We start from the raw sequence: 14,409 nt of genomic DNA, 5'->3' as shown, positions 1-14,409 counted from the left end.
GATTAAGCAATGGTATATTTGAAAAATTATTCAGTTATATTGCTGTTACTGACGACCTTGCCTTTGCTCGCAACTGCGCGGAATGACGATTGGAGGCTGGTCTGGAGCGATGAGTTTAATACGGAGGGGAGATTATCCCCTTCCGTATGGAACTATGAACAGGGTTATGTCCGCAATGAGGAGGCTCAATGGTATCAGCCGGACAATGCAGTTTGTAAAGGAGGCTTCCTTGTCATCGAAGCTCGGAAAGAGCGGAATCGTCAGAATCCTCTTTACATACCCGGTAGTAACGATTGGCGTAAAGAACGGGAATTTATAGAATATACTTCTTCATCGGTGACGACTGCCGGAAAGAAGGAGTTTCTCTATGGGCGTTTTGAAGTACGTGCCCGCATACCGGTGGCGAAAGGTGCATGGCCGGCTATCTGGACATTGGGTAGTAATATGGAGTGGCCTTCATGTGGAGAGATAGATATTATGGAATATTACCAAATCAAAGGAGTTCCTCATATTTTGGCAAATGCTGCGTGGGGCACGGACAAGCAATGGGGGGCTAAATGGAATAGTAAGGCCACACCCTATATCCATTTTACGGAGAAAGATCCGGAATGGGCTTCCAAATTTCACATTTGGCGGATGGATTGGGATGAAGAAGTTATCAAACTCTATTTGGATGATGAACTGTTGAATGAGATTCCTTTAAAGGATACTGTAAACGGAAGTATCGGCAAGAGGACGAATCCTTTTACGAAACCGCAATATCTTTTGTTGAATTTGGCTATTGGTGGTATCAATGGTGGTCCGATTGATGAGAGTGCTTTGCCGATGAAGTATGAAATAGATTATGTGCGGGTTTATCAGAAAGAGAAAAAAATTGTTTCTGGTAAGGTTTGGAGAGATACGGAGGGAAATGTGATTAATGCTCATGGTGGAGGCGTTTTGTATCATGAAGGAAAATATTATTGGTTCGGTGAACATCGCCCCGATTCGGGCTTTGTGACCGAAAAAGGGATCAATTGTTATTCATCTACTGATTTGTTGAACTGGAACTATGAAGGAGTGGTGTTACCCATATCTGAAGCAAAAGGAAGTGATATTGAAAAAGGGTGCATCATGGAACGCCCGAAAGTTATTTATAATAAGCAGACCGGAAAATTCGTAATGTGGTTTCATCTGGAATTGAAAGGCCGGGGGTATGGACCGGCCCGTGCTGCCGTCGCTGTCAGTGACTCACCAACTGGACCTTATTGTTTTATTCGTTCGGCTCGTGTAAATTCGAGTATCTATCCATTGAATATGACGAAGAAAGAGAAACGGATCAAATGGAATCTTTCAGAATATGAAAAATGGTGGACTCCGGAATGGTATGATGCAGTTGAAAAGGGAATGTTTGTGAAAAGAGATTTGGAAGGAGGACAAATGTCCCGTGATATGACTTTGTTTGTGGATGATGATGGAAAAGCTTATCATATTTATTCTTCGGAAGACAATTTGACATTGCAGATTGCAGAATTGTCTGATGATTATCTTAGTCATACAGGCAAGTATATACGTATTTTTCCAGGTGGACATAATGAAGCTCCTGCTATTTTTAAAAAAGACGGAATCTACTGGATGATAACTTCCGGCTGTACGGGTTGGGAACCTAATAAAGCTCGTTTGTTGACTGCTACTTCGATTTTAGGGGAATGGAAACAACTACCAAATCCTTGTGTCGGAGAGAATGCGGATAAAACTTTCGGAGGGCAGAGCACGTATGTGCTCCCTTTGCAAGGGACTGAAAAACAATTTATTTTTATGGCAGATAGTTGGAGGCCGGAAAGTTTGGCTGACTCTCGTTACATTTGGCTACCTGTCCGGTTTGATGAGAAAGGAATACCTTTTATAGAATGGGTGGATAGGTGGAAACCTGATTAAACTCGCATATATTACAGCTTTTGTATGAAAAATGGTTGTTTTGTATCCCTTTTTTGATATAAAATTGAACCTTACTCTTATGAGTATAAAGTATCTTTGCGTACGAAAATCCTAAATAATATCATGAGATTGAATAAACATTGTACATTACTATTGCTGATCGCAATCTTGCTGATTCCGTCACAGGACTTATTGGCAAAAAAGAAGAAACAAGTAAAGGAACCGACTGACCGTGAATTATGGGCGGGGGTGTTGTACCGAATGGCTGCTCCGGTACTTAGTAATCTGAGTGAAGGGAAGCTGCAACAGAATATGCTGGTAGAAGTCAGTCCTACATGGGATGGGCGAAACAAGAAGGTAACCTATATGGAGTGCTTTGGTCGATTAATGGCTGGGTTAGCTCCTTGGATTTCTTTGCCGGACGATGATACGGCAGAAGGCATTCAACGAAAACAATTGCGTGAATGGGCTTTGAAAAGTTACGTACAGGCTGTTGACCCCGAAAGTCCCGATTATCTTTTGTGGAGAAAAGAAGGGCAAACGTTGGTTGACGCAGCCTATATTGCAGAGAGTTTTATAAGAGGCTATGATGCTTTATGGATTCCTTTAGATAGTGTTACGAAACAACGTTATATAGCTGAGTTTACACAACTTCGCCGAGTAGATCCGCCTTACACAAATTGGTTGTTGTTTTCTGCTACGGTCGAAGCATTCTTGCGTAAAGCAGGCGCTCCAAGTGATACTTACCGCATAGTTTCCGCTTTGCGTAAAGTAGAAGAGTGGTACGTAGGCGATGGTTGGTACTCCGATGGTCCGGGTTTTGCTTTTGACTATTATAATAGTTTTGTTTTGCATCCGATGTATATAGAACCTTTGGAAATCATGACAAATGCTGGTAAAAGTAAGATTTGGAACGCACCGGATTGTGACTATAACCGTGCAAAGAAACGGATGCAGCGTTTCGGAATGATTTTGGAACGGTTTATCTCTCCGGAAGGGGCGCTTCCGGTTTTCGGTCGTTCTATCACTTATCGTACAGGAACTTTGCAGCCTTTAGCTTTATTGGCATGGAGAGGATGGCTGCCCAAGGAATTACCGGATGGACAAGTTCGTGCAGCTATGACGGCAGTTATTAAAAGAATGTTTGGTGATGACCGTAACTTCAATGAAAAGGGATTTTTAACTTTAGGATTCAATGGCAAGCAGCCGAATATTTCCGACTGGTATACGAACAATGGCAGTCTATATATGGCATCACTTGCTTTCCTGCCGCTCGGACTTCCCGCCGACCATACATTCTGGACATCTCCTGCTGAAGATTGGACCAGTAAAAAGGCTTGGGAAGGAAAGGACTTTCCGAAAGATCATGCTTTTCATTAAAATAAACTAACTAACAGAGATTGATATATGGCTAAACTATTATTACTATTTGTAATTTGCGTAGGCTTATTACCTGTGGCGGTACAGGCTCAGGAGAATACGGAGTTTATTCCCGGCGAAGTATGGGAAGATACGGATGGAAATCCGATCAATGCTCATGGTGGCGGGCTTCTTTATCACAATGGCACTTACTATTGGTATGGTGAATATAAGAAAGGAAAAACCGTTCTGCCCGAATGGGCTACGTGGGAATGTTATCGTACGGATGTGACTGGAGTAGGTTGCTACTCTTCCAAGGACTTACTGAACTGGAAATTTGAAGGTATTGTGCTTCCGGCTGTTAAAAATGACCCGGATCACGATCTGCATCCGTCCAAAGTCTTGGAACGCCCAAAAGTGGTTTATAATAAAAAGACAGGTAAATTTGTGATGTGGGCACATGTGGAAAGTGCCGATTACAGCAAGGCTTGTGCCGGAGTTGCTGTTTCCGATTCTCCTGTCGGGCCATTTATTTATCAGGGAAGTTTCCGCCCTAACAATGCGATGAGTCGCGACCAGACCGTTTTTGTGGATGATGATGGCCGTGCTTATCAATTCTACTCTTCGGAGAACAATGCTACAATGTATATCAGCTTGCTGACTGACGACTATCTGAAACCGAGCGGACGTTTTACACGTAATTTTGTGAAAGAATCCCGTGAAGCTCCTGCTGTCTTTAAATATGATGGTAAATACTATATGTTGAGTTCCGGTTGTACAGGCTGGGATCCGAATGTAGCGGAGATTGCGGTTGCGGATTCTATCATGGGTACGTGGAAAACAATCGGTAATCCTTGCACGGGGCCGGATGCGGACAAGACATTCTATGCACAAAGCACATACGTTCAGCCTGTTATTGGCAAGAAGGATGCATACATCGCTATGTTTGACCGTTGGAAAAAGAAAGATTTGGAGGATTCTCGCTATGTCTGGTTGCCTGTATTGATAAAAGACGGGAAAATTACAATTCCCTGGCATGAGAAATGGGACTTTTCTATTTTTGATAAATAAAAAAGAAGAATGAACATGAGGCGAATATTGCTACTACTTTGCGGAATCATGTTTATTCCTGTACTATGTTACCCTCAACATTTGGTTGAAGTGGGGAAGGGATATAGTTGTACTTCGGTCAATACTACGGTATTCCGTAACAACTCCCTGATAACTCACGGTGATGAGCAGTATATCAGCTATTATGATGCTGAAGGTTATCTTGTATTGGGAAAACGTAAACTGAATTCGGAACTGTGGACATTGCACCGTACACAATATCGTGGAAATGTGAAAGATGCTCATAATATCATCAGTATGATAATAGATGGAGAAGGGTATTTGCATATTTCGTTTGATCATCACGGGCATAAACTGAATTACTGCCGGAGCATTGCTCCCGCTTCTTTGGAATTGGGAGAGAAAATGCCAATGACCGGAGTAGATGAAGGCAATGTTACTTATCCGGAATTTTACTCTTTGTCCGGTGGAGATTTATTGTTTGTTTACCGTTCCGGTTCTTCCGGACGTGGTAATTTGGTAATGAACCGTTATTCATTGAAAGAACATAAGTGGAGCCGTGTTCAAGATGTCTTAATAGACGGAGAAAATAAGCGGAATGCTTATTGGCAGCTATATGTTGACGAGCAAGGAACGATTCACCTTTCCTGGGTATGGCGTGAAACTTGGCAAGTGGAGACAAACCACGATATCTGTTATGCCCGTTCATTTGATAATGGTGTGACATGGTACAAATCAAGCGGAGAACAATACGAACTTCCGATTAAGTTGTCGAATGCGGAATACGCTTGTCGGCTACCCCAAAATAGTGAGTTAATCAATCAGACCAGTATGAGTGCCGATGCTGGAGGAAATCCTTATATAGCTACTTATTGGAGGGACCCTGACAGTAATATACCTCAATATCGCATTGTCTGGAATGATGGGAAGGTATGGCATCATCGTCAGGTAACCGATCGGAAAACACCTTTCACGTTGAAAGGCGGCGGTACGAAAATGATTCCTATTGCTCGTCCGCGTATTGTTGTAGGGGGAGGGGAAGTTTTCTACATCTTTCGTGACGAAGAACGGGGAAGTTGTGTTTCAATAGCTCACGCTACTGATCTTGCTATCAGTCAATGGACGATAACGGATCTAACAGATTTCTCGGTGGATGCCTGGGAACCTTCACATGATACGGAGCTTTGGAAGAAACAACGGAAACTACATCTCTTTGTACAACACACTCGTCAGGGGGACGGCGAACGTATGGCCGAGATTGAACCTCAAATGGTATATGTGTTGGAAATGGATATGAATACAAAAAAATAAAAATATGAAGAATTTATATGTAACTCTTTTTTCGGCTTTCCTTTTGGGAAGTACAATATGTACAGGTTGTGCGGAAAAGAAAACCGGTTCTTCGGGAGAAGTGATAGAGATGATTCATAAAGTGAATGGCTATTGGCAGACGAATCATCCGGAACATGGTCGGTCCTTCTGGGATAATGCCGCCTATCATACCGGGAATATGGAAGTTTATTTTTTGACAAAGAAACCGGAATATCTGGAATATTCGAAAGAGTGGGCTGAGCATAATCAATGGAAAGGAGCTAAGTCGGACGATAAAACCTGCTGGAAATACAGCTATGGAGAAAGTGACGACTATGTGCTTTTCGGAGATTATCAGATTTGTTTTCAAACCTATGCCGATTTATATAATTTGGAGCCGGATACGCAAAAAATAGCCCGTGCCCGCGAAGTAATGGAGTATCAGATGAGTACACCTAACCGTGATTATTGGTGGTGGGCCGATGGACTGTATATGGTAATGCCGGTGATGACAAAGATGTATAATATCACCAAGAATCCACTTTACCTGGAGAAATTGCATGAATATCTCGTTTATGCCGATAGTATTATGTACGACGAAGAAGCCGGACTTTATTATCGGGATGGAAAATACGTATATCCGAAGCATAAAAGTGTGAATGGTAAAAAAGATTTTTGGGCACGCGGTGACGGTTGGGTATTAGCCGGACTGGCAAAGGTGCTGAAAGACTTGCCTAAAACGGATAAATATCGCCAGGAATATATAGACCGTTTCCGTACATTGGCTAAATCTGTTGCTGCTTGTCAGCAACCGGAAGGTTATTGGACACGCAGTATGCTTGATCCGCAACATGCACCGGGACCGGAAACCAGCGGAACAGCTTTCTTTGCTTATGGTCTGCAATGGGGAATTAATAACGGTTTCCTGAATGCCGGCGAATATCAGCCGATAGTTGAAAAAGCATGGCAATATTTGATAACAGTTGCCCTTCAACCTGATGGGAAAATCGGTTATGTACAGCCTATCGGCGAAAAGGCTATACCGGGACAAGTAGTAGATGCTAATTCTACTTCCAATTTTGGAGTGGGAGCATTTCTGTTGGCAGCTTGTGAACGGGTACGTTATCTGAATAAATAAAATAGATGCTTTTAATTCAGCATAAGGCTCATATAGGGATTTAACGGTTGGAGGATTCTGTTAGTTAATTCAGTGATATTCATTTGTATGTGTGCACCGGGCAAACGTTCGGTGCTATACATACATTTTCCTTTGCATAAGTAGTAATAACCATTATTTACAGATAACTGCTTGTCTGATACCTCTATCTGCATTTCATCTTCCGGGAAAGTGGCAGCGTATAATTGTAGAACTTCTTTTGCATTGATGATGCGTGCCATTCCTAATGCTTGTTGAGGCCGCTTTTTGTCAGGAGGTAATAATTGAATCATACGATTACATCCGGTATGTTGTTTGAGATGAAACAATAAACTATGTTCAGCGTCTTTAGTTTCTACGAGAAGTTCGTTGATAATGACGCTTTCGTCTCTTTTATACACAATCGCTATTCCGTTTATTTCGTTATTTAATTTGGCTACGAGCAAAATACCATTACTGATAGCGAGATCAGCCATAATTACCTCAAAATCTTCTGTTGTATGCTGGATGCAACAAGGGCGTTCCGCAAGTTTCTTATTCAAATAGGAATATACTTCTTCCTTATATTCGGACACGATATCAACCTTTATTTCTTTGGAAGGAATAAACTCCGGAAGAATGATTTCTTTCGTAGAATATTGAAACACCGGAGCATATCCTATGCGTGCATAATAATCGAATAGCCACGGATTTGCCGGTATCAGTGTACTGAAGAAGATCCCGTTCGGTAGCATTCGGGCAAAAGCTTGTGATAAAAGCTGACGCATTACTCCTCTGTTCCGAAAGTCCGGATGAGTGCAGGCGCCGGATATATAAGAAGTAGCTACCTGTTTCCCGCAAAAACTCATGGGGTAAGGAAGCATTTGAAGGGCGGAAATCACTTCGTTCCCGCTTTCAATAACAACATTTATTTCACTCTTATACCGTAGTCTGAAGTACATATCGATGAACTGATCACTATCGTCGAAACACAACTTCCATAATGCTTTTACTTTTTCTTTCATTGTATGCTTAGGTTTTTCTTCGTTATTTCTGCAAAGGTACCTTAAAAACGTATGAGGAGAGTAGAAATGTTCAATAATGTTTGTGATTTCATTCTTTTTTAGGTATTATTGCATAATTGATTTGCTGTTCTAACTCTTAAATTAATATATTATGAAAACAAAACTACTTAGTCTGATTATCTCTTTATTTGCTTGTTCACTATTAGTTGCACAGGAGCAACCGATACAGAAGGTGGATGTAAATGGCGTTTACCTGATTCCTGATAAAATGCCGGAGTATCCGGGTGGCGTTCCGGCCATGATGAAGTTCTTGTCTTCGAACGTCAAATATCCGGTGGAAGCACAGAAAAATGCTATCTCAGGGCGTGTTATTGTTCAGTTTGTAGTTATGGAAGATGGAACACTAAGTCAGGCAAAGGTAATAAGAGGTGTTGACCCTTTATTGGATGAAGAGGCTTTACGTGTGGTAAAAGAAATGCCTAAATGGACTCCGGGAATAGTAGACGGCAAGACAGTCAAGGTGAAATTCACGGTTCCCATTATGTTCAGTCTACAAAAAAATAGTTCAAAAAATGTCCCGTTCAAACTTGTGATACCCAATGGACAGGAGATAAAGAATAAGAGAATGCAAGGGGTATGGCAGACATGTATGGTAGAATCGGTCGAAAAGGGTTACAGATTGTCACTAGGCCCATTGTTGAAATTTATCTCGGTCGATAATACATTCATGAATATCATTATTGATACTAATAAAATGGGTTCGGTAATTCTGGTTCAGGGCGAATATGAATTAAAGTCGGATAGTATCTATGTGGAGAACATTACAAAATCTGTTTACTCAGTTTTCCCCGCAGGTGTTGAAAACGAAATCAGTGTTGAACGCTTGCATGATAACTTAATTAAGTTGACATTTAAAATCCCGGGAAGAGAAGAACCGGGAGTAGAATATTGGTATCGGGTTCCGTCACCGGATATAAAGATTATGGCTGATTAATAGGGCTGTTCTGTATATACCGCCTTTAGATATTCCTAAAAGAGCAAGTTTTACTTTTCAATTGAACTTGCTCTTTATTTTTTTCTTATATAAATTATTTGATGCGAGACACTGAAATTATTCTTTGAAAAATAGAACGTTTAATCAATAATAATATACCAACAAGTAAGGCTACGACTGATAATATCGGACTTTTGGATGTGTCGGTTATTATATCTATGACAGAAATGACGGTTAGTATAATACCGGCAGCAGATAATATGGAGGCTTCGGTACGATCTACAATAGCGCTTCTAATTTGATGAATAGTTAATAACTGTGCTTTATTACATTCAATCTTTTCTTGCTCCTTTCTGATTTTAAAGGCTCTACGTATGTCGTCAACGGACTTTTTCGAGGAAGGGTAATTCATTTGTATATCCCAAAATTCAATAGTGCGTACGTGGTTACTGATAATAAGATTGATATTCTTTAATACTTGGTTAGGACTGTATTGATCAAGTTGAGTAAGGAAGTTGACAATTCTGTCATCAGCTATATAAATGGCAGCTTCTTCAAAAAGAATTAGTTCTATGTAAAAAAGAGTGATAGATTCTTTTATAATTCGTTCGGTAACACTTCCTTGCAGAGTGTCGGAAATTTGCATTACTATGTTAGTATGGGCAAAAACGCATGCATAGTTATATTGAGCAATTCCGGTCGGTGATACTAATTTCTGAACAATTTCTTTATCTGCCACTTTTCCGATAGACTCATTGTCTTCATAGAGTGTTTCACAAAATAACATGGAAGCTAATAAGTCATTACCAATTTCTTCCCTTTTTTGAGGAATGGTAATAAAACTTTTAGCTGTACCTTTTTTTTCAAGATCAAATTCATTTTTAATATATTGGTAAAAATTCTCAGATTGAGAAGTAGCCTTTATGATATTGATTTGATTTCTAGAAACAGAATCCAATAACTGGGTGATTGGCAATCCGCATGATAAAGAAATAAGGTGTAAAACACCGCATTGGGTCATTTCATCAACGGAAATAATTAATCCGATTTCTACAGGTGTACCAATATTTATTTTGTTGGCTAGTCCGTTAAATGAAATCTGATCCTCGGATTGGATCTGTACTGTAACTTTTCCTAAATAGAAACGGTGAATTCTATATTTGAAGCATCTGCTGTCAAGGTCTTTGACAGGTATGCCGGCTTCGTATGTTGTTCGAAAGTCTAATGATGTTAATACCCGGTTAATTGTAAATTCATCATGCTGATTGTGAGTCTGAATAAGTTTGTCTATATTGTTATAAAGAATAGGAACAGATATATATACATCTGGGACGATTGACCATTCACATTGTTTACAGTAAAGTGAATGATGTATCTCGTTATTGTATATAATGTTTCTCTCATCATGCCCGGAATAAACATATACTAAGCATGAAGTATTGTCAATTGTTAATTCTATTTCCTGAAAATTGAGAATATTGATAAAACGCTGATAACGCAGTAATTCAATATAACTAATTTTTATTAGTCGAGCGGGACAAGACTGATAAAGAGACTGGCGAAAGAAAGGACAACCTGTTTCTATCACTTCCATATATGGCAAAGTGATTGGCTGGGATTTGACTTTCTTGTTGAAAAATGATTCTGCAGAGCAAGTATTTGGTATTGCTAGATAAATATTATTATCTTCTGGTATACAGTAGTCTTTTTGTTGACTAAGTAAACGGATAAAAGTACAGCTTCCTGACTTTTCCAGAATTTCGAACCCTAATTGTTCATATATTTTAAGAGAACGTTGATTGGAAACATCTGCGAATAAATTGTATTGAGGATATGTATCTAACATTTTTCTAACTAATGTTGTGGCTATACCCTGTCTTCGATGAGAAGGCGTTACTCCGATAGCGAGTAAATAAAAGTATTCACGACTGCCATTTAAGATATTTTCAATGGAATGTAATTCTTCTTTGAGTTTACCTTCTAAATGGTTGTCTGTAGAAGTAAATATATGATTAAATGCTTTAATGTCTAATTTTTTGAGCCGGTTATAATTAAACCATAATGCAAAAGCTATGCATTCTCCTTTTGATTCATAAAAATAAGCATGTCCATGAAGGATACAAATATGGATACTTTCTATAAAAAGTTTCTTGAGAAGTTCTTTTCTTTGTTCCCTGTCACTATGTAGGCTAGCATAAAAATGATCGTCGGCAAAACATTCGGCAGCTACTTGGGCAACAATGTCTATATCTGCTATTTTTATAGGTTTAATTATCATGTAACTTATTATTATAAAATGATATTATACTTTGTCAATATATGGATCGGGTTATAGGACAATTTAGCCTTTCTCAAACCGACATCTCCGACATCTTCTTCTCTATTGATATAAAGAACTTCAGGTGTGATAGCATTTTGAGCGAACAAAAAATTGATAGTTTCGTATGCTCCGGAATATTGTTTGAGTGCCTTCTCGATATGGACGAATAACGTATCATTGATTATTTCGCCTATACTGAATCCGATAATGCAACCTTCAGCTTTTAATATCCCACCCGTAAAGTTCAACTTAAAATAGTTGTTGAGTACTTGATTGACCATCTCTTCCTCATATGCAAAATAAAGACTTTCTTTTTGATTTATACTATAAAATTCGCGAAAAAACTGTTTTACTGCTTCTATATTGTTTATCGTGATCGGTTCATAGCTGATGTTAGTGTATTCTTTGTAGAATTTATTAACTCGATTCCTCTTTTTGTTAAATTTTCGGCCTGGTAAAATGGACAAGTCTTTCTGGTCATATAAATAGTCACTCCAATCAGGTAGAGGCGTAGACTGACATGAAAATAGCATTTCTATTTGTCTTTTACCTTCTTCAGGAACTGCCGATAAAAATAGCGGTAAATGATGATTGTCACAATATTCCTTTAGCAGTGAGATACCATGTGACAAAGAGGAAGCTCCGATAGGTATAGTAAAAGATAGTTTCTTGTTTTCATTTTCAGCATATCCTTTGATGAATAGTAAATCATCAGCAATACAATATTCATATTGGAAATAATCAATCCACATATATATACCTCCTATTGTAAAGTCACAAGTTCTGTACGTTTGTTGTTTTAGGTATGGGAGAATATCGTGGAAAGATTCTATTGTGATTGGTTGAAAGTCTAACATGATTTGACAATATTGGTTTGTTTCTCAATAACGGATTATTGCTTGAAATTGTTCAATTCAATTACAAAACACCCAATAATCGAAGGATAGTAGGTGTCAGTAATGCTGTGAATATTCCATTCAAGGTTAGGCCCAAGCTGGCATACGCTCCATATTTGCTACTGATATCCATTGCAGTGGAGGTTCCGACCGCATGTGCAGCCGTTCCCATTGAGAGACCTTGTGCTATCGGGCTACCTACATGCATGATTTTCATCGTTTTAAAACCGCAAATAGCGCCTAGTAAGCCTACTGCAACCACGACAGCCGCAGTGAGTGACGGAATACCTCCGATAGCTTTGGTTACTTCCATGGCAATCGGCGTAGTGACGGATTTTGGAGCCAGTGAAAGAATAACCTCCTGCGAAGCTCCCATGAGTTTGGCTATCAGCACTACTGAAATAACTCCGACAATACATCCTGCCAGTTGGGACAGAAGAATCGGTAAAAGTTGTTTCTTTATCATTTCCAACTGAAGATATAAGGGCACACCTAAAGCTACAACTGCCGGACGTAACCAAAATTCGATAAGATGTCCGCCTTTGTTGTAAGTCTCATAAGAGATATGTGTCATTTTAAGAAAAATAATAAGCACTGCGATTGTAAGTAATATCGGGTTTAGCAATACCAGTCCTGTTTTCTTCTGGAGTAGTTTGGCGAAGAAGAAAATCCCGAAAGTGACAGCTAACAGGAAAAAGTCATTTTCTAAAAAGCTCATTTGTCTTTATTCATTAAGTTGATTTTATCTTTTAAACGAAGTCTGTCCGATAGATGGAGATCCGGTAAATGAAGTTTACGCGCCAGTTTTATTTGGCGCGCCAGCCTGAACTTACGAACAATCTGGTGTACCCAACCCGTAACGACTAGCACAAGGGCGGTACTGACAATTGTTGCTATCACTATCGGCCAGAATTCGGCAGCAATTACATCAAAATATAGCATAAGCGCCACTCCGGGCGGAACGAAAAAGAAACCTAAGTTAGCTACCAGAAAGTCGGATAAGCCCTGCACCCAGTGTAGTTTAATCCAACCTAATTTCAAAAAAAGGGTGAGCAGCAGCATGCCTATGATGCTGGAGGGAAGTTTGATGCCTGTAAGATAAACTATTAATTCACCCAAAGCCAAACAGCCAAATAAAATGGCGCACTGACGTATCATACTAATTACCTATTGATTTGTTTGAAAACGCTGCAAAGGTAGAAAAAATAGAAGTACAGTGTTAAATATTATAATATTTTAGACTTGGGTTCGAAAAATGGACGGATTTGTAATGTGTATATTACAAAATTGAGTACTTTTGCACCGCAAATTATAAATTGTAACCAGGTTTTATAACATTATTCAATATTTCTATGCTCAATTTAATCAACCAAATTGTGGCGCGTGCGAAAGCAAACCGCCAGCGTATTGTTCTTCCTGAAGGAACTGAAGAACGCACATTAAAAGCTGCCAATCAGATTTTGACAGATGAAGTTGCTGACCTTATTCTACTGGGTAAACCGGCAGAAATCATCGAACTTGCTGTAAAATGGGGATTGGGCAACATTGGTAAAGCTACTATTATTGATCCTGAGACTTCTCCGAAACACGAAGAATATGCACAATTGCTGTGTGAACTTCGTAAAAAGAAAGGAATGACTATTGAAGAAGCTCGTAAGTTGACGAATGATCCTTTGTTCTATGGTTGTTTAATGATTAAGAGCGGTGATGCTGATGGCCATTTGGCTGGTGCACGCAACACTACTGGTAATGTATTGCGTCCTGCTTTGCAGATTATCAAGACAGCGCCCGGAATCACTTGTGTATCAGGTGCAATGTTGTTGCTAACTCACGCTCCTGAATATGGAAAGAATGGAATTTTGGTAATGGGCGATGTTGCTGTTACTCAGGTACCGGATGCTAACCAGTTAGCTCAGATTGCTGTGTGCACAGCTCAAACAGCTAAAGCTGTGGCAGGTATCGAAAATCCGAAAGTTGCCCTGTTGAGCTTCTCTACGAAGGGTTCTGCAAAACATGAAGTGGTAGACAAAGTCGTGGAAGCTACGAAGATCGCTAAAGAAATGGCTCCGACTCTCGACTTGGATGGTGAAATGCAGGCAGATGCTGCTCTTGTTCCTGAAGTGGGTGCAAGTAAGGCTCCGGGTTCAGACGTAGCCGGACAGGCAAACGTTCTGATTGTTCCGAGCTTGGAAGTAGGAAATATTTCTTATAAACTGGTACAACGTTTGGGACATGCTGACGCTATCGGCCCGATTCTCCAGGGAATTGCTTGCCCGGTGAACGACCTGTCACGCGGTTGCTCTATCGAAGACGTTTACCGTATGATTGCTATCACTGCTAATCAAGCTATTGCAGCAAAAGCTAACAAATAAATAACGGAT

General features: G+C 39.8%; 12 protein-coding genes. 7 read left to right on the top strand and 5 right to left on the bottom strand.

The window, feature by feature from the left end:
- The first annotated feature begins 9 nt into the window (after window positions 1-9).
- From BHV72_RS15065 to BHV72_RS15045, 5 genes are all read left to right on the top strand, one after another.
- Window positions 10-1,917: a family 43 glycosylhydrolase gene (locus tag BHV72_RS15065; protein WP_286856415.1), complete on the top strand. Its 1,908-nt coding sequence runs from the start codon at window positions 10-12 to the stop codon at window positions 1,915-1,917.
- 123 nt (window positions 1,918-2,040) lie between these two features.
- On the top strand, window positions 2,041-3,297 hold the full coding sequence (locus BHV72_RS15060; protein WP_122264235.1) for a DUF2264 domain-containing protein: 1,257 nt from the start codon (window positions 2,041-2,043) through the stop codon (window positions 3,295-3,297).
- A gap of 27 nt (window positions 3,298-3,324) precedes the next feature.
- Window positions 3,325-4,347, top strand: a complete 1,023-nt coding sequence (locus BHV72_RS15055) for a glycoside hydrolase family 43 protein (protein WP_286856412.1) — start codon at window positions 3,325-3,327, stop codon at window positions 4,345-4,347.
- Between the two features lie 15 nt (window positions 4,348-4,362).
- On the top strand, window positions 4,363-5,658 hold the full coding sequence (locus tag BHV72_RS15050) for an alpha-l-rhamnosidase (protein ID WP_122264246.1): 1,296 nt from the start codon (window positions 4,363-4,365) through the stop codon (window positions 5,656-5,658).
- Window positions 5,659-5,662: 4 nt separating this feature from the next.
- A complete protein-coding gene (locus BHV72_RS15045; RefSeq protein ID WP_122134117.1) occupies window positions 5,663-6,796 on the top strand; it encodes a glycoside hydrolase family 88/105 protein in 1,134 nt (377 codons plus the stop codon).
- Window positions 6,797-6,807: 11 nt separating this feature from the next.
- Here the strand turns inward: BHV72_RS15045 and BHV72_RS15040 are convergent, their stop codons facing one another.
- Window positions 6,808-7,818 (bottom strand): GNAT family N-acetyltransferase, encoded by a 1,011-nt coding sequence (locus tag BHV72_RS15040; RefSeq protein ID WP_055170139.1) that lies wholly within the window; start codon window positions 7,816-7,818, stop codon window positions 6,808-6,810.
- 151 nt (window positions 7,819-7,969) lie between these two features.
- Between BHV72_RS15040 and BHV72_RS15035 the strand changes: the two genes are divergently transcribed.
- A complete protein-coding gene (locus BHV72_RS15035) occupies window positions 7,970-8,812 on the top strand; it encodes a TonB family protein (RefSeq protein WP_005678968.1) in 843 nt (280 codons plus the stop codon).
- 94 nt (window positions 8,813-8,906) lie between these two features.
- Here the strand turns inward: BHV72_RS15035 and BHV72_RS15030 are convergent, their stop codons facing one another.
- From BHV72_RS15030 to BHV72_RS15015, 4 genes are all read right to left on the bottom strand, one after another.
- The gene (locus BHV72_RS15030) at window positions 8,907-11,090 is read right to left on the bottom strand and encodes a GNAT family N-acetyltransferase (RefSeq protein ID WP_005678969.1); all 2,184 of its coding nucleotides are present in this window, start codon (window positions 11,088-11,090) and stop codon (window positions 8,907-8,909) included.
- An 11-nt stretch (window positions 11,091-11,101) separates the two neighbouring features.
- Window positions 11,102-11,989: a DUF2156 domain-containing protein gene (locus BHV72_RS15025; RefSeq protein ID WP_122118075.1), complete on the bottom strand. Its 888-nt coding sequence runs from the start codon at window positions 11,987-11,989 to the stop codon at window positions 11,102-11,104.
- Between the two features lie 61 nt (window positions 11,990-12,050).
- A complete protein-coding gene (locus tag BHV72_RS15020; RefSeq protein WP_005682205.1) occupies window positions 12,051-12,746 on the bottom strand; it encodes an LrgB family protein in 696 nt (231 codons plus the stop codon).
- A complete protein-coding gene (locus tag BHV72_RS15015; protein WP_005678974.1) occupies window positions 12,743-13,186 on the bottom strand; it encodes a CidA/LrgA family protein in 444 nt (147 codons plus the stop codon). Before BHV72_RS15015 ends, BHV72_RS15020 begins: the two co-directional genes overlap by 4 nt.
- 194 nt (window positions 13,187-13,380) lie before the next feature.
- Between BHV72_RS15015 and pta the strand changes: the two genes are divergently transcribed.
- Window positions 13,381-14,400: a phosphate acetyltransferase gene (gene pta, locus BHV72_RS15010; RefSeq protein ID WP_286856406.1), complete on the top strand. Its 1,020-nt coding sequence runs from the start codon at window positions 13,381-13,383 to the stop codon at window positions 14,398-14,400.
- Window positions 14,401-14,409: the final 9 nt, after the last annotated feature.

It is taken from the genome of Bacteroides sp. 43_46 (assembly GCF_001915455.1).
In the GTDB taxonomy this organism is placed as follows: Bacteria; Bacteroidota; Bacteroidia; order Bacteroidales; family Bacteroidaceae; genus Bacteroides; species Bacteroides caccae.
This window is presented reverse-complemented; position numbering and strand designations above follow the sequence as displayed.

Coding starts and splice junctions, on each gene's coding strand:
- BHV72_RS15035 (WP_005678968.1), top strand. CDS start 7,970: ATGAAAACAAAACTACTTAGTCTGATTATCTCTTTATTTGCTTGTTCA.
- BHV72_RS15020 (WP_005682205.1), bottom strand. CDS start 12,746: ATGAGCTTTTTAGAAAATGACTTTTTCCTGTTAGCTGTCACTTTCGGG.
- BHV72_RS15065 (WP_286856415.1), top strand. CDS start 10: ATGGTATATTTGAAAAATTATTCAGTTATATTGCTGTTACTGACGACC.
- BHV72_RS15050 (WP_122264246.1), top strand. CDS start 4,363: ATGAGGCGAATATTGCTACTACTTTGCGGAATCATGTTTATTCCTGTA.
- BHV72_RS15015 (WP_005678974.1), bottom strand. CDS start 13,186: ATGATACGTCAGTGCGCCATTTTATTTGGCTGTTTGGCTTTGGGTGAA.
- BHV72_RS15060 (WP_122264235.1), top strand. CDS start 2,041: ATGAGATTGAATAAACATTGTACATTACTATTGCTGATCGCAATCTTG.
- BHV72_RS15025 (WP_122118075.1), bottom strand. CDS start 11,989: ATGTTAGACTTTCAACCAATCACAATAGAATCTTTCCACGATATTCTC.
- BHV72_RS15055 (WP_286856412.1), top strand. CDS start 3,325: ATGGCTAAACTATTATTACTATTTGTAATTTGCGTAGGCTTATTACCT.
- BHV72_RS15040 (WP_055170139.1), bottom strand. CDS start 7,818: ATGAAAGAAAAAGTAAAAGCATTATGGAAGTTGTGTTTCGACGATAGT.
- BHV72_RS15045 (WP_122134117.1), top strand. CDS start 5,663: ATGAAGAATTTATATGTAACTCTTTTTTCGGCTTTCCTTTTGGGAAGT.
- pta (WP_286856406.1), top strand. CDS start 13,381: ATGCTCAATTTAATCAACCAAATTGTGGCGCGTGCGAAAGCAAACCGC.
- BHV72_RS15030 (WP_005678969.1), bottom strand. CDS start 11,090: ATGATAATTAAACCTATAAAAATAGCAGATATAGACATTGTTGCCCAA.